12 protein-coding genes are annotated in these 15589 nt (G+C 59.8%); 8 read left to right on the top strand and 4 right to left on the bottom strand.

All coding sequences use genetic code 11. The features are described from left to right. Nucleotides 1-136: 136 nt before the first annotated feature. The 6 genes from mutM to gyrB all read left to right on the top strand — a co-directional run bounded on the left by mutM (nt 137) and on the right by gyrB (nt 8111). Complete coding sequence (gene mutM / locus ABF757_RS00850) at nt 137-976, top strand: bifunctional DNA-formamidopyrimidine glycosylase/DNA-(apurinic or apyrimidinic site) lyase (protein WP_415480513.1); 840 nt, start codon at nt 137-139, stop codon at nt 974-976. 126 nt (nt 977-1102) lie between these two features. Next, nucleotides 1103-1372: a 30S ribosomal protein S20 gene (gene rpsT / locus ABF757_RS00845; RefSeq protein WP_025859679.1), complete on the top strand. Its 270-nt coding sequence runs from the start codon at nt 1103-1105 to the stop codon at nt 1370-1372. Nucleotides 1373-1695: 323 nt separating this feature from the next. Continuing rightward, nucleotides 1696-3123, top strand: coding sequence for a chromosomal replication initiator protein DnaA (dnaA, locus tag ABF757_RS00840; protein WP_415480512.1), 1428 nt, complete (start codon nt 1696-1698; stop codon nt 3121-3123). A gap of 117 nt (nt 3124-3240) precedes the next feature. Beyond that, complete coding sequence (gene dnaN, locus ABF757_RS00835; protein WP_025859676.1) at nt 3241-4365, top strand: DNA polymerase III subunit beta; 1125 nt, start codon at nt 3241-3243, stop codon at nt 4363-4365. 100 nt (nt 4366-4465) lie between these two features. Further along, the gene (gene recF / locus ABF757_RS00830) at nt 4466-5578 is read left to right on the top strand and encodes a DNA replication/repair protein RecF (protein ID WP_415480511.1); all 1113 of its coding nucleotides are present in this window, start codon (nt 4466-4468) and stop codon (nt 5576-5578) included. Nucleotides 5579-5672: 94 nt separating this feature from the next. Further along, the gene (gyrB, locus tag ABF757_RS00825) at nt 5673-8111 is read left to right on the top strand and encodes a DNA topoisomerase (ATP-hydrolyzing) subunit B (RefSeq protein ID WP_415480510.1); all 2439 of its coding nucleotides are present in this window, start codon (nt 5673-5675) and stop codon (nt 8109-8111) included. An 81-nt stretch (nt 8112-8192) separates the two neighbouring features. Here gyrB and kdsA read toward each other — a convergent pair whose 3' ends face one another. From kdsA to tpiA, 4 genes are all read right to left on the bottom strand, one after another. After that, entirely contained in the window at nt 8193-9032 is an 840-nt protein-coding gene (kdsA, locus tag ABF757_RS00820; protein WP_415480509.1) for a 3-deoxy-8-phosphooctulonate synthase, read from the bottom strand. Continuing rightward, complete coding sequence (locus ABF757_RS00815; protein WP_025859673.1) at nt 9029-10663, bottom strand: CTP synthase; 1635 nt, start codon at nt 10661-10663, stop codon at nt 9029-9031. The genes kdsA and ABF757_RS00815 overlap by 4 nt, the downstream gene beginning before the upstream one ends. Nucleotides 10664-10804: 141 nt before the next feature. Then, a complete protein-coding gene (secG, locus tag ABF757_RS00810) occupies nt 10805-11122 on the bottom strand; it encodes a preprotein translocase subunit SecG (protein ID WP_025859672.1) in 318 nt (105 codons plus the stop codon). Nucleotides 11123-11149: 27 nt separating this feature from the next. Further along, on the bottom strand, nt 11150-11890 hold the full coding sequence (gene tpiA, locus ABF757_RS00805; RefSeq protein ID WP_415480522.1) for a triose-phosphate isomerase: 741 nt from the start codon (nt 11888-11890) through the stop codon (nt 11150-11152). Nucleotides 11891-12124: 234 nt separating this feature from the next. On the opposite strand from tpiA, the gene ABF757_RS00800 reads away from it, so the two are divergent. Further along, the gene (locus tag ABF757_RS00800) at nt 12125-14041 is read left to right on the top strand and encodes a peptidyl-prolyl cis-trans isomerase (protein ID WP_415480508.1); all 1917 of its coding nucleotides are present in this window, start codon (nt 12125-12127) and stop codon (nt 14039-14041) included. Continuing rightward, a complete protein-coding gene (gene trpE / locus ABF757_RS00795) occupies nt 14038-15567 on the top strand; it encodes an anthranilate synthase component I (RefSeq protein WP_415480507.1) in 1530 nt (509 codons plus the stop codon). The genes ABF757_RS00800 and trpE overlap by 4 nt, the downstream gene beginning before the upstream one ends. Nucleotides 15568-15589: the final 22 nt, after the last annotated feature.

Below are 15589 nucleotides of genomic sequence, written 5' to 3'. Positions count from 1 at the left end.
ACGAGGTTTTTCTTTTCTTCCTTCCTGACGGAGCGGAAGCCAAAATCCGTTTCTTCCGCCATTACGTCGGCAGAAACAGGGGAGGGCGCATGAGAGTTGTCGGTCATGGGTTTCCTCTATACCCTGCTTTGTAGCCATGCCGGAACTCCCTGAAGTCGAAACGGTGATGCGCGGCATGTCCAATGCGCTGCAAAACCGTGTCATCCAACACGCAACCGTCCATCGCCATGACCTGAGATGGCGGATTCCCGCCAGTTTTTCGCAAACTGTCAGTGGTCGCCGTATTATGGGCTTCCGGCGACGGGGGAAGTATATTCTTGTCCGACTGTCGGGCGAGGTCTCGATCCTGCTGCATCTAGGCATGTCAGGTAAGATCGTTCTCGATTCTGAATCCACCCCCGCGCCGCACGAACATGTGACCTTTCTCATGCACGAAGGCGACCGCGTGGCTTATGTCGACCCCCGGCGTTTCGGCGCGCTGGGACTGGTGGAAACAGCCGCAGAGGACACACACCCGCTATTATGCGGCATGGGGCCGGAACCTCTGGAGCCACAGTTTACCACCGCCACACTGCTGGCAGCCTGTGCAGACCGCAAGGCACCACTCAAATCAGTGCTGCTGGACCAGAAAATCGTAGCGGGACTTGGCAACATCTATGTGGCCGAAGCCCTCTACCGGGCTGACCTGCACCCGGCATTACCGGCAGCCTCCCTCACGCGCCCTGCGGCGGGCAAGCTGGTGCGGGCCATACGCGCGGTCCTTAATGAAGCGGTGGAGGCCGGTGGGTCCAGTCTACGTGATTATGTCCGCCCCGAAGGAGATATGGGGTATTTCCAGCACGCATGGCGGGTATACGGGCGCGCAGGCGAACCCTGTCCACGCTGCCCCGGCCCACCTGCATGCGCGGGCGTGGAACGCATGACCCAGTCAGGCCGCTCAAGTTTCTTCTGTCCACGTCATCAGAAAAGCGGATGAAAGTGTGCTGGCGCACCGAACACGCTTGACGTGACATGCCTGCCTGCATTACAGAGCCGCTTACTCTTGTGGCCGACATGATTGGCCGCCTTCTTTTATATTCAGTGCTGGACAGAACAGAAACTCATGGCGAACATCGCTTCGGCGCGTAAGCGCATCAGACAGACCGCGAAGCGGACTGCACGCAACACGGCCCGTAAATCCCGCATGCGTACCTTCATCAAGAAGGTTGAGACGGCAATCGCCGCTGGCGACCATGACAGCGCGCGTGAAGCCCTGCGCGTTGCACAGCCTGAAATCCAGCGCGCCGCCACCAAGGGTGTGATCCACCACAACACCGTGGCACGCAAGATTTCTCGCCTGTCCGCTCGCGTGAAGGCTCTGGCAACCGCCTGAACCAACATGGCGGGCCAATAGGCCGGCATGCTTGAGATGCACAGCAAAGCCGAATCATCACATGATGATTCGGCTTTGTTTTTTCTCAAACACCCTTGGGCGAATTCTCCCCCAAAAGGGGCCAGTTTTTCGTTGCCCGAGGCTGCACCGCCGCCTATTCTGGCTGAATGTTTTTTCGGTTACAGGGACACTCCGCGCTGGCGTGGCCGCGCTGGTAAATACCCCCCAGAACCGTTGACCTGAACACCGCGCCGCAACCGGCGTGTTCTATCACCCTTGAACACGCGCGGGATTCGCGCCCCTTACACTGCTCGGGAGCAAAAATGACAATCGGGGTGGACGATGACGAAAGCGCCTTTTCCGGACTGCACAGTGGCGAAGGACTTGAGGAATCGTGGCTGCGTATCTGCGCCCGCCTGAAGGATGAGGTTGGTGAAGTCGAATACCGGACATGGCTGACCAAAATTGCCCTTGGCCCTGTCGATGGTGACGAAATCACGCTGCTGCTGCCAACCCGCTTCCTGCGCGACTGGGTGCGTAGCCAGTATGGTGACCGGCTGAGCGACCTGTGGCACCAGGAAGTGCCTTTCCTGCGCCGGGTTGAGCTACAGGTTACCCGTGCGGGCGACCCGGCAGCCCCCACACCGCCCGCAACCCACCTCAGCTCCCCGGCGCAGCCCGAAGACAGCGCCCCCGCGCGCCCGGCCGCACCGGATAACCGTAGTGATCTGGTAACCGCACTCGACAGCCGCTTTACCTTCGATACCTTCGTGGTGGGTAAACCGAACGAGTTCGCCTATGCCTGCGCCCGGCGCGTGGCCGAAAAGCCTTCCAGTGCGGGCTTTAACCCGCTCTTTCTTTACGGCGGCGTCGGCCTAGGCAAAACGCATCTGATGCATGCCATCGGCACGGAACTGCTCAAAACCGGGCAGGTCTCGGTGGCCTATATGTCGGCCGAAAAGTTCATGTACCGCTTTATCGCGGCCATTCGCTCGCAATCCACCATCGAGTTCAAAGAACAGCTCCGCTCCGTTGACGTGCTGATGATCGACGATCTTCAGTTCCTCATCGGCAAGGACAATACGCAGGAAGAGTTCTTCCACACGTTTAACGCGCTGGTGGATGCGGGGCGCCAGATCGTTGTCTCTGCCGACAAGTCCCCCTCTGATCTCTCAGGGCTGGAAGACAGGCTACGCACACGACTGGGCTGCGGCATGGTGGCGGATATTCATGCCACCACGTTTGAACTGCGTATTTCCATTCTTGAATCCAAGGCAGCATCGTCTGGTGTGGTCGTGCCCGCCAAGGTGCTGGAATTTCTGGCGCATAAAATCACATCCAACGTCCGTGAACTGGAAGGCGCGCTTAACCGGCTGATCGCCCATGCCAATCTGTTCGGCCGCCCCGTGACGCTTGAAGCCACGCAGGATGTGCTGCACGACCTTCTCAAGGCGCATGACCGGCGCGTGACCATTGAGGAAATCCAGAAGAAGGTTGCCGAGCACTGGAATATCCGCCTGACCGACATGTCCTCCGCACGGCGCGCGCGCAATGTCGCCCGCCCGCGTCAGGTCGCCATGTATCTGGCCAAGCAGCTTACCAGCCGCTCCCTGCCTGAAATCGGTCGCAAATTCGGTAATCGTGACCATACCACCGTCATGCACGCCGTCAGCCGCGTGAGTGAACTGATGGAGCGCGATGCGGCTTTTGCGGAAGATGTGGAACTGCTGCGCAGAATGCTGGAAAGCTGAAAAAAACTTCGCCCCCTCAGGGGGATTGACTGATTATTGCCGACTGTTACTTTTTTGTGGGATGATGCCGCGCGCTCCAGCCAGAGAGCGCGCCTATGTGCAGGGAACGAGAACCAGATGAAATTTTCGGCGGAGCGCACGACGCTGCTCAAGGCATTGGCTCATATCCAGAGTGTTGCGGAAAAGCGCAACACCATCCCCATTCTGGCCAATGTTCTTATTCAGGCGGCGCAAGGGCAGCTCAGCCTCAAAGCCACAGATATGGAAATCGAGGTTGTGGAGCACGTGCCGGCCAGTGTCAGCCGGGAAGGGGCCACAACGGCTCCCGCCGCCGTGCTGTACGAAATCGTGCGCAAACTCCCCGATGGTGTAGCCGTTGAGCTGGACCAGAACGGCGAGGACGGCCAGCTTAACCTGCGCGCCGGGCGCTACGCCACACGCCTGAACGTGCTGGGAGTGGATGATTTTCCGTCCATGGGGGCAGGGGACTTCCCGCATAGCTTCAATCTGGCTTCCGCCACTCTGCGCGGGTTGATCGACCGGACCCGCTTTGCCATTTCAACCGAAGAAACGCGCTATTACCTGAACGGCATTTACCTGCATGCCACAGATGTCGAGGGCGAAGCCCTGCTGCGTGCGGTGGCAACAGATGGGCACCGTCTGGCCCGCGTGCAGGCACCGCTGCCCGCCGGGGCTTCGGGCATTCCCGGCGTTATCATCCCGCGCAAGACCGTTAGCGAACTGCGCAAGCTGCTTGACGAGGCCCCGGAAGAAATCGCCGTAGCCCTGTCCGAAACGCGCATCCAGTTCACGGTCGGGGCGGTTGTTCTGACGTCGAAGCTGATCGATGGCACCTTCCCCGAGTATGAGCGAGTTATCCCGCGCAACAACAACCGCGTACTGCGCGTGGGCAAAAAAGATTTCTCCGATGCCGTGGCCCGTGTGGCGGCCATCAGTCAGGAACGCTCACGCCCGGTCAAACTGGCGCTGGAACCCGGCCTGCTGACCCTGTCTGCCTCCAGTGCGGAGCAGGGCATGGCTAAGGAAGAACTGGACGATAACCGGATTTCCTATACGGCTGAAGCGCTCGAAATCGGCTTTCAGGCACGTTACCTCAACGATGTGACGGATCAGGTTGAAAAAGAAGTCGAGTTCGTTTTTGCCGATAGTGCATCCCCCACCATCGTGCGTGATGTGGATAGCCCGGCAGCACTCTACGTGCTCATGCCCATGCGCGTGTAAGCCTGAAACGACACAGCACACCCCATATGAGCACCAGCCCATCCATTTCCCATGAATGGGCTGGTGCATTCGGGTTCAAGACCAGCGGAAAAGCAGGGCCATGCCAAGGCTCCTGAAACTGGCACTTACGCAATTCCGCAATTATGAACGCCTGACATGGCAACCCGATAGCGCCCTTCTGGTGCTCACCGGCACCAATGGCAGCGGCAAAACTAACCTTCTTGAAGCCATATCCCTTCTCTCGCCGGGACGCGGGCTCCGCGCAGCGCCCCTTGCCCAGCTCGGTCGCAATGGCAGCGAGGCATGGGGAGTATCCGCCAGTTTTGAAATTGATGGCAGCCCGGTTGAAATCGGCACGGGCGCGCAAGCTGGAGCAGACGGCTCACGCCGCAGCTTTCTGTTCAATGGCAGACAGAGCCGCAGTGCCGCCGGGTGGGAGGAGGCTCCATCTGCCGTATGGATTACTCCACAGATGGACCGGCTATTCAGCGAAGGGGCATCGGGCCGCAGGCGTTTTCTGGACAGGCTGGTCATAGCCGTAACCCCTCAGCACGCGCGCGAACTCGCTGCATATGACCGCGCCATGAGCCAGCGCAACCGCCTACTCCAGACCCGGTTTGGCGAACAGTCCTGGCTGGGCGCGCTGGAAGCCACCATGGCGCAACATGCCGTGGCCGTAGCAGCCGCGCGCAATGATGTGGTGTATCTTCTCTCACACTACGCCAGCACGGCACTAGGCGCTTTCCCGGCTATACAACTGCGCATGGACTGCCCGATCAGCGACAGGCTTTTGCAACACCCCGCCCTTGCGGTGGAAGACTGGCTCCGCACCCGGCTGGAAAGCCTTCGCGATCAGGACCGCACGCGCGGGCGCACAACGTCTGGCGTGCACCGGAGCGATTTCGTGCTCTCGGACCATCAATCAGGCCAACAAGCGGCACTGGCTAGCACTGGCCAGCAGAAAGCCCTGCTACTAGGGGTTATTCTGGCTCACGCACGTCTGGTGGAAGACCGACGCAATGCAGCGCCCCTGCTGCTGCTGGATGAACCCCTTGTGCATCTGGATGCCGGACGCCGCGCAACCCTGCTCGAAAGTGTGCGCAGCTTCCGCACAACAGTCATTCTGACGGGCACGGACGTAGAACCATTCGCCGAGCTGAAATCCCATGCTCGTTTCAGCGTTCTGCATCAGGGCGCTTTTTTGCCAAGCTGAACAAAAACACGCCGTATGTGCTGGTCGCCACTGACTGCGCGCGGTATAAGATTTTGCAGGTTTCTGTTCTTTCCTTACGGAGCGTACCGTTCTTATGTCAGATGTCTCTCAGCCTATGCCAGCAGCAGTTTCAGACGATTACGATGCTGCCTCGATCTCCGTGCTGAAGGGACTGGATGCGGTTCGTAAGCGTCCGGGCATGTATATCGGCGATACCGACGACGGCTCTGGCCTGCACCACATGGCGTTTGAAATCATTGATAACGCAGTGGATGAGGCGCAGGCCGGTTTTGCCTCCCGCTGTGTTCTGACCCTGAATGCCGATGGCAGCGTAAGCGTACGGGACAACGGGCGCGGCATTCCCACCGACATGCACCCCGAGGAAGGCATAAGCGCAGCAGAGGTCGTGCTTACGCGCCTGCATGCGGGCGGCAAGTTCAACCAGAACTCCTACAAGGTTTCCGGCGGCCTGCACGGCGTGGGTGCCGCGGTGGTCAATGCCCTGTCCGAATGGATGGATGTGCGGATCTGGCGCAACGGGCAGGAGCATTTTATCCGCTTCACCCATGGTGAGCGTGTAGCCCCGCTTGAAGTCGTTGGCGCGTCGAGCGAAGAAACCGGCACGGAAGTGACCTTCAAGCCCAGCGGCGAGACCTTTCCCCGCACCGAGTTCGATTTTGCCATCCTCGAACGTCGTCTTCGCGAACTGGCCTTCCTGAACTCAGGGCTTGAAATCATCCTGCGCGATGCACGCACGGCCACCGTGCGCGAAGAGATTTTCCATTACGAAGGCGGGCTGGAAGCCTTTGTGAACTGGCTCGACCGTTCACGCACATCGCTGATCACCCCGCCCGTTACCGGCAGCCTTGAAAATGCTGAAAACGGCATCAAGGTTGAGTTCGCGCTGAGCTGGAACGACAGCTTTCATGAAACCATGCTGTGTTTCACCAACAATATCCCCCAGCGTGACGGTGGCGCCCATCTGGCAGGCTTCCGGCAGGCCCTGACCCGCGTTGTCGGAAAATATGCTGAAAGTCTTGCCAAAAAAGACGCTCAGTCCCTGCAGGGCGAAGACATGCGCGAAGGCCTGACGGCTGTGCTGTCGGTCAAGGTACCCGACCCCAAATTCTCGTCACAGACCAAGGACAAGCTGGTTTCTTCCGAGGTTCAGCCGGTCGTTCATTCCGCCGTGGCCGATATTATCGGCCACTGGTTTGAAACCCACCCCAAAGAAGCCAAGACCGTCATCTCCAAGGTGCTGGACGCCGCCTCCGCCCGTGAGGCCGCCCGCAAGGCACGCGAACTTACCCGCCGCAAAGGCGTGCTGGACGTGTCCTCCCTACCGGGCAAGCTGGCGGACTGTCAGGCCCGCGACCCTTCCAAGGCCGAACTCTTTCTGGTCGAGGGTGATTCCGCAGGCGGAACCGCCAAGCAGGGACGTGACAGGCGCTTTCAGGCCATTCTGCCGCTTAAGGGCAAGATCCTGAATGTGGAACGGGCACGCTTCGACAGAATGCTCGGCTCGGCGGAAATTGGCACCCTGATTACGGCTCTGGGCACAGGTATTGGCCGGGGCGAGCCAGAACAGGGTGGTTTTTCCATCGAAAAGCTCCGCTACCACCGTATCGTCATCATGACCGATGCTGACGTGGACGGCTCGCATATCCGCACCCTGTTGCTGACGTTCTTTTTCCGGCAGATGCCCGAACTCATCGAGCGCGGCTATCTGTACATTGCCCAGCCGCCTCTCTACCGTGCCAAGCGCGGCAATGATGAAACCTACCTGAAGGACGATGCAGCCCTTGAACGCTACCTGCTCGACAAGGCGCTGAACGGGTTCAGTTTCGTTTACTCCAGCGGGCGCACCGTTGCAGGCGATACGCTTGAGGCCGATATTCCCTTTATCCGGCAGGCCAGTCAGGTCATCAACCGTCTTGCGGGCCGTATCCCGGCTTGGATTGTAGAGCAGGCAGCCCTTGCCGGTGCGCTCAATGCCGATCTCTCCATCCTTCAACCTCGCGTTGCCACCCTGCAGGAACGGCTGGACGCTGCATCCCCCGAAGGGGAAAAAGGCTGGAAAGTCACAGCCAGCGCCGACGGGCTTGAGCTGGCCCGCAATGTGCGCGGTGTTGGGGAAATGTACCGCATCGACCCCACAGCCCTTGGCAGTGCGGATGCCCGCTGGCTCAGCGCACAGAGCGACAGACTGCACGAAGACTTTGCCAATGGTGTGCGCCTGAAATCAGAAACGGTGGAGCACGCCCTGTCTGGCCCCGCCGAGCTTTTTGCACGCCTGCTCTCGCAGGGGCGGCGCGGTCTGGCGATCAACCGCTTCAAAGGGCTGGGCGAAATGAACGATGAACAGCTGTGGGAAACCACGCTGGACCCATCCATGCGCACCCTGTTGCAGGTTCGCGTTGGTGATCTGGAAGAAGCGGGAGATGTCTTCACAACCCTGATGGGCGACGTGGTGGAACCCCGCCGTGACTTTATTGTTGGTAACGCCCTCAAGGTGGCCAATCTGGACGTCTAAAACGTAAAAGGCCCGCCTCTTATAAAGGCGGGCCTTTTACAAAAAACCTTATGCGGACAGAAACCGCCACCACCTGATTAATCAGGTGGTGGATTTTATCAGGTCATCAATCTGCCTGAAACGCTGCAAAAGAGCGGGCATGCTGGCTAGCGGCAGCATGTTAGGCCCATCGCTAGGCGCATGGTCCGGGTCCTGATGGGTTTCGATAAACAGGGCGGCGACACCAACTGCCAGTGCCGCCCGCGCAACAACCGGGGCAAATTCACGCTGACCGCCTGAAGCGCCGCCAAGCCCACCCGGCTGCTGCACCGAATGCGTGGCGTCAAACACCACCGGGTAACCATCCTGCGCCATAATCGGCAGGCCACGCATATCATTGACCAGCGTATTATAGCCAAAACTTGTACCGCGTTCGCACAGCATAATGTTGCGGTTGCCCGTAGCAGCAATTTTTGCCGCTACATGGGCCATATCCCACGGGGCCAGAAACTGGCCTTTCTTGACATTGATCGCAGCACCAGTTTCCCCCGCCGCGATCAGCAGATCGGTCTGCCTGCACAAAAACGCCGGGATTTGCAGCACGTCGACAGCCTGCGCCACCTGTGCGCACTGCTCAGGAGCGTGCACGTCCGTCAGCACCGGAATACCGTAGGTTTCGCGCACGCGGGCAAGGATATCCAGCCCGTCACGCAGGCCAATGCCCCGCTGACTGCTCAGGCTGGTGCGGTTGGCCTTGTCGTAAGAGCTTTTATAGATCAGGCCGATACCGAGGCTTTCGCACTGTTCTTTCAGTGCTGCTGCGGTTTCCAGCGCGTGCACGGCGGATTCAATCTGGCATGGTCCTGCAATCAGCACAAAAGGCTGATCGTTGCCAATGAGCAGATTGCCGACCTTTACGGGCTGGCCGACAGGAGCTGTCATACCAGACGCGCTTTGTTGAGAGATGCCCCCACAAAACCGGCAAACAGCGGATGCGGCGCAAACGGACGGGACTTCAGTTCAGGATGATACTGCACCGCCACAAACCACGGGTGATCGGTATATTCCACAACTTCAGGCAGAATCCCGTCAGGGGAAAGGCCGGAGAACTTCAGACCGGTCTTTTCAAGCTGTTCGCGGTAATGGATATTCACCTCATACCGATGCCGATGACGCTCACGGATAGCGGTGGCACCATATACCTCGGCTGCCCGGGTGCCAGGCACCAGCGCTGCGGGATAAGCACCCAGACGCATGGTGCCACCCAATTCACCACCTTCGCTCCGGCGCAGGCGCTCATTGCCACGTGCCCATTCCGTCATCAGGCCAACAAGGGGTTCATCCGTGCGGCCGAACTCGGTTGACGAGGCATCGGGTAGGCCAGCAAGATTTCTTGCGCATTCAATAACCGCCATCTGCATGCCAAAGCAGATACCAAGGAAGGGAATACCCTTTTCACGCGCAAAGCGAATGGCCTCGATCTTGCCCTGTGAGCCTCGCTCACCAAAGCCGCCGGGCACGAGAACACCATGGACATCGCCCAGAGTTTCTTCCAGCAGGGCCGGGTTTTTCTCGATTTTTTCAGAATCGATCCACTGCAGCGTCACCTTGACCCGGTGGGCAATCCCACCGTGTAGCAGCGCTTCGTTCAGCGATTTGTAGCTATCGAGCAACGCTGTGTATTTGCCGACGACTGCAATACGCACTTCGCTTTCAGGGTGGCGGATAGCATCGACAACGCGGCGCCAGTTTTCGAGGTCGGGCTCGTCCTGATACGGCAGGCCAAAGTAACGCAGCACCTCGTTATCCATGCCTTCGGCATGATAGGAGAGGGGGCAGGCGTAAATCGTATCGACATCGCGGGCAGCGATAACAGCTTCAGGCCGGACGTTACAGAAGCTGGCGATCTTGCGCCTTTCCGTGGGCGGAATGGGCCTGTCACACCGGCAGAGCAGGATCTGGGGCTGGATCCCCACATTCTGCAGTTCCTTGACCGAATGCTGTGTGGGTTTTGTTTTCAGCTCACCTGCCGATGCAATCCAGGGCAGGAGCGTCAGATGCACAACCATAGTCTGGTCCGTGCCCAGATCATTACGCAACTGACGGATGGCCTCAAGGAAAGGCAGGCTTTCAATATCACCCACCGTGCCGCCGATTTCGACCAGAACAAAGTCCAGATCATCGGTATTGGCGACGACGATATCCTTGATGGCATCGGTAATATGCGGAATGACCTGCACGGTCGCGCCCAGATAATCCCCCCGGCGCTCACGCAGGATCACATCGGAATAGATCCGCCCCGTGGTGGTATTATCCTCCTTGCTGGCATTCACTCCGGTAAAGCGCTCGTAATGCCCCAGATCCAGATCGGTCTCGGCGCCATCTTCGGTCACGAACACTTCACCATGCTGGTAAGGGCTCATGGTGCCGGGGTCCACGTTCAGGTAGGGATCAAGCTTGCGCAGACGCACCTTGTAACCTCGCGCCTGCAGCAGGGCGCCCAGAGCGGCGGATGCGATCCCTTTTCCCAGAGAGGACACCACGCCACCGGTAATAAAGACAAAACGTGTCATGAGCGAACTTCCTACACGGACAGGAGTGGGTGGATAATGGCAAACGAGATTTGGCCCCCACATGCACGGATGCACACGGAGACCAGAACCGATAGACTTATACCCCACCCGTGCCAGCAGGTGGAGCACATGTTCAAGACTTCAGGGCTTGGGCGCTGCCGGTGCGGGCTGCGGTGCAGAGACCGCACCCTGCGGCGGCTGCGCCAGAATATCATGCCCGACACCACTCACGCCACCGCGGTAGAGCAGGGCGAGTGTCAGGGATAGCAGCATGAACAGCCCAGCCAGCACAGCGGTGGTGCGGGTCAGCAGGTTGGCAGTACCACGACCGGACATGAATGCCCCCATGCCCTGGCTGCTGCCAATACCCAGACCGCCCCCTTCGCTGCGCTGAATCAGCACAACGCCAATCAGAGCTACGGTGACACAGAAATGCAGGATCAGCAGGGCTGTAGTCATATCAGGTTCCAGATTCAGTGCAGCGGGTCAGGAGGCCGAAGCCGCGCCCACGATGGAGAGAAACGCATCCGCGTCCAGGCTGGCGCCACCGACCAGAGCGCCCGCCACCTCGGGAATGGACAGGATGGACGGCGCGTTCCCCGCGTTTACGGACCCTCCATACAGGATTTTGACAGCTTTTCCAGTCTCTCCGAACTGACGAAGCAACTCAGCACGCAAGAAAGCCATTGTCTGGGCGATCTGCTCCTCTGTTGCAGCCCGTCCCGAACCAATGGCCCAGACCGGCTCATAGGCCAGAACACCGCTAAAGCCTGCGGGCAGAGAGCCTTCGATTTGCCAGCCCAGAACATCCTCATGCTGCCCGGCATCACGCTGTTCAGCCGTTTCACCAATACAGATGACAGGCACCAGCCCCGCAGCGATGGCAGCTACGGCTTTTTCCCGCACTGTTTCATCGAGTTCGGCATGACCCTGCCGCCGCTCGGAATGGCCGAGGATGACATACGACACCCCAAGATCCGCCAGCATGGGGGCCGAGACATCACCCGTATAAGCTCCGCTGACAGCCTGATGGCAGTCCTGCGCGCCAAGGCCGATGGCTGAGCCTGCTAGCAGGTCAGCCACGGGAGCAAGCTGCGTAAAGGGCGGGCAGATCACCACGTCAGCACTACCCTGCGGCAGCCGGTCAACAAGGCTCGCCACCAGTGACTGTGCGGCCTGCCGTGTGCCATTCATTTTCCAGTTGCCGACGATCATCTGCCTGCTCATACCCTGCTCCCTGTCGCGCGTTAATTCAGCCATGTCTGTCGTTGCGCCTATCTGTGACATCCGCACAAATGCACGGGCCACGCTGAGGCTATCCCTGACAGAACAGGCCATGAACCACAACCGCCGCATCCTGCGCCACGGTTATGGCTGGTCAAGCGCCACGCCTGCGCTTATGGTGCCGCGCCTGAATATGATAATGGCATAGTGTTTGACAAGCGGTGGATCCCCGAGGCGATGATTTCCTACCTGCGGCGAGTTTTTGTTGAATCGTGGCTGGGCCGTGTGACCGCAGCCTTTGTCTTCCTTGCCTTTGTCGGCTGGGGTGCGGGCGATGTCGTCGGCCATCTGGGTGAAGGCCCCGATGTCGCGGCCCGTGTCGGTAAGCAGACCGTCACTGCGGGGGCACTGGCCTCCGCCCTGCAGGCTGAACTGCCCGCAGCGGCGCGCCAGGCCGGGATGAGCGATCCTTCTCAGCTTTCGCCCATCATGCGCCGCCAGATGGCGCTGCAGATTCTCCAGCGCCTGACTGGCCGGGCCGAGGTGCTGGACGCCGCACGGACAATGGGCCTGATTGTCCCCAACTCAGCCGTGCGGGATGAAATTTTCTCGCTCCCCAATTTCAAAGGGCCAAACGGGCAGTTTGACCGCGCGACCTTCAATACTGTTCTTCAGGAACGCCACCTGAGCGAAGAGCATGTGATCCAGCTTGTGCGCGATGACCTGACAGTCCGCGCTGTCCTGCTGCCCATGGCCGAAGGCGCAAGCGTGCCGGACATCATGCTCCAGCGCTTCATCACCTTTGGTGCGCGCACGCATGTGGTGGATTTCATCCGCGTGCCGTTCGCTGCACAGCCAACACTCCCCGCACCAGATGAGGCAGCGCTTCGCCGCTATTACGCCAACCATCCGTGGCTATTCCGCGTACCGGAACTGCGCCACGCCCGGATTGTCGTCCTGTCACCCCAGACCGTTTCGGATACGCTGACGCTGGACGAAAACCGGATCAAGCAGATCTATGATGAGCAGGCCAGCCGTTTCAACGCACCTGAATCGCGTGATGTTCAGCTCATTACCTTCCCGACACAGGAACAGGCACAGAGCGTCAGCACCGCATGGGCTGCATCCGGTGACTGGGCTGCCGCCCAGAAAGCGGCAGGCAACGCCGCTTCGGTGGAAATGCCGGGCACGCGCGCGGCCGCCATTCCTTCCGAAATCCTGCGCACAGCTATTTTCAGCGCTCCGGCAGACAGCGTCAGCAGCCCTGTGAAAACAGAAGCAGGGTGGGCGGTTTTCCGGGTTTCGAACATCAAACCGGCTCAGGTCACGCCTTTTGCCACAGCGCGCGAGCAGATTCTTGATGAATACCGCAAGGCCGCCACACCTTCGGCCATCAGCGAACGCCTGCGGCCTCTGCAAGATGCAATCGCAGCCAAAGGGCTTGATGCCATTCCCGACACGCTGGGGGCTGCCGCCATTTCCGGCACGCTCAACGCGCAGGGCCTGACAGCCGAAGGCACACCCGCACCGATTCCGGCATCAGGCCCCCTGCGCAATGCGATCATTCATCAGGTTTTTGCCCAGAAGGAAGGAGCTCCTCCGTTCCTGAGCGAAGGGCCTGATAATAGCTGGTTTGCCGTGGCCGTGGATACAGTCAAGCCATCCGCCCCGCTGAGCTTCGAGGAAGCCCGCCCGCAGGTTCTCGCCGCATGGCAGGCTGAAAACCGCCGTCACGCGGCCGATCTGGCGGCTACCGCACTCTATACGGCCGCCAAGGCCAAAGGGGCTCTGGGCACAACGGCTATCGCCGGTGCGCAGACTACCCGCGGCGCTTCGTTTGCTCTGGCTGCACCCAACAAGAACATCCCCGCTGAACTCATGACGGCCCTGCCGAACATGAAGCCCGGTCAGGCATTCATGGCGGAAGACGACAATGCATTTTTTGTCGCCGTCGTCACGCGGGTGTTCGTACCCAACCCGCCGGCACCCGAGCAGGCCATCAGCAAACTGCGTGCGAGCCTCTCTCAGGCTGTGGGGGAAGATATCGCGGCAAGCTATATCAATGCCCTGTCGCGCAACACTCCGCCCCGCGTCATTCAAACGGGCGTTAACACCGCTCTGTCGGAAGCCGGGTTTGGCGGCAACACACCATGACCATGAAGCTCCATTCCTCCGACTCTCCATCACGCAAGGCGTGCGAGGCGGCTTGGCATAATGGTCAGGCTTCGGTGGTGTTCTCGGTTGAGGCAGCGGATCTGCTGACGCCGGTTTCCGCCTATATCCGTCTGACACACCTGCATGCCGGGGCAGGGCGGCACAGCCTGCTGCTTGAAAGCGTGGAAGGCGGCATATCCCGTGGCCGCTATTCCGTTATAGCGCTGATGCCAGACCTGATCTGGACCTGCCATAATGGCTGCGTGAGTGTAGAAGCCGATGGCCACACTACTACAGCGGTTGAGCGCCCTCTGGACAGCCTGCGCCAGCTCATTCAGGAAACCCAGCTTACCCTGCAGCCGGGGCTCCCCCCCATGATTGCGGGACTGTTCGGGTATCTTGGTTACGACATGGTGCGGCAGATGGAGCATCTGCCAGACGCCCCGCCTGATGACCTGAACCTACCCGAAGCCGTGCTGATGCGGCCCGGCCTGTTTGCCGTTTTTGATACAGTCACCGACGAGCTTATTCTGGCAGCCCCCGTGCGCCCTGCGGCAGGTGAAACCTGTGGCACCGCATGGGATCGCGCGCATGCCCTGCTGGCCCGCGCGCGCAACTGTCTGGCAGGGGCATTGCCCACACAGCCGCCAACACCTGATGTGCCACCTTACCGCGAGCCGGTTTCAACCTTCACGCATGACGAGTTCTGTGATTCCGTAAGGAAAATACAGGACTATATCGCGGCAGGTGACGCTTTTCAGGTCGTACCCAGCCAACGCTTTTCCACGGCGTTTCCGCTGCCATCCCTCGACCTTTACCGGGCGTTACGGCGGATCAACCCGGCTCCGTTCCTGTTCCATCTTGATTTTGGCGGCTTTTCGCTCGTTGGCTCATCACCCGAAATTCTGGTGCGTCTGCGCGCAGGTAAAATGACGGTTCGCCCTCTGGCAGGCACACGCCCACGCGGCGAGACCGCAGAAGAAGACCAGCAGCTTGAGCAGGACCTTCTGGCCGACGAAAAGGAAATAGCCGAGCATCTGATGCTCATCGACCTTGGGCGCAACGATGTGGGCAGGGTCAGCCAGCCGGGATCGGTCGCGGTCACGGAACGGTTCGTCATTGAGCGTTTCAGCCACGTCATGCACATTTCCTCCAACGTGGAAGGCACGCTGCGGCCAGAGCTTGATGCGCTCGACGCCCTTGTGGCAGCTTTCCCGGCCGGAACCCTGACCGGGGCACCTAAAATCCGCGCCATGGAAATTATTGACGAAATCGAGCGCACGCGCCGCGCCACCTATGCTGGCTGTATCGGCTACTTCGGGGCCGGTGGCGACATGGATACCTGTATCGGCCTGCGCATGGCGGTTATCAAGGATGGTGCAATCCACGTACAGGCTGGCTGCGGCGTGGTGGCGGATAGCCACCCCGAAAGCGAATACGAAGAAACCCGCCACAAGGCACGAGCCGTTTTCAGGGCTGCGCAAACCGCCATGGAGCAGGCGCGCGAAGAGGCGGGCAGGGGATAATACCTCGCCCGTTTCGTGTTAA

Source organism: Acetobacter papayae (assembly GCF_047721125.1).
Classification (GTDB): Bacteria; Pseudomonadota; Alphaproteobacteria; order Acetobacterales; family Acetobacteraceae; genus Acetobacter; species Acetobacter papayae.
This window is presented reverse-complemented; position numbering and strand designations above follow the sequence as displayed.

Excerpts from the sequence above, each read along its gene's own strand:
- kdsA (WP_415480509.1), bottom strand. The coding sequence starts at position 9,032 with ATGACAGCTCCTGTCGGCCAGCCCGTAAAGGTCGGCAATCTGCTCATT.
- tpiA (WP_415480522.1), bottom strand. The coding sequence starts at position 11,890 with ATGAGCAGGCAGATGATCGTCGGCAACTGGAAAATGAATGGCACACGG.
- gyrB (WP_415480510.1), top strand. The coding sequence starts at position 5,673 with ATGTCAGATGTCTCTCAGCCTATGCCAGCAGCAGTTTCAGACGATTAC.
- ABF757_RS00815 (WP_025859673.1), bottom strand. The coding sequence starts at position 10,663 with ATGACACGTTTTGTCTTTATTACCGGTGGCGTGGTGTCCTCTCTGGGA.
- trpE (WP_415480507.1), top strand. The coding sequence starts at position 14,038 with ATGACCATGAAGCTCCATTCCTCCGACTCTCCATCACGCAAGGCGTGC.
- dnaN (WP_025859676.1), top strand. The coding sequence starts at position 3,241 with ATGAAATTTTCGGCGGAGCGCACGACGCTGCTCAAGGCATTGGCTCAT.
- ABF757_RS00800 (WP_415480508.1), top strand. The coding sequence starts at position 12,125 with ATGATTTCCTACCTGCGGCGAGTTTTTGTTGAATCGTGGCTGGGCCGT.
- recF (WP_415480511.1), top strand. The coding sequence starts at position 4,466 with ATGCCAAGGCTCCTGAAACTGGCACTTACGCAATTCCGCAATTATGAA.
- mutM (WP_415480513.1), top strand. The coding sequence starts at position 137 with ATGCCGGAACTCCCTGAAGTCGAAACGGTGATGCGCGGCATGTCCAAT.
- rpsT (WP_025859679.1), top strand. The coding sequence starts at position 1,103 with ATGGCGAACATCGCTTCGGCGCGTAAGCGCATCAGACAGACCGCGAAG.
- secG (WP_025859672.1), bottom strand. The coding sequence starts at position 11,122 with ATGACTACAGCCCTGCTGATCCTGCATTTCTGTGTCACCGTAGCTCTG.
- dnaA (WP_415480512.1), top strand. The coding sequence starts at position 1,696 with ATGACAATCGGGGTGGACGATGACGAAAGCGCCTTTTCCGGACTGCAC.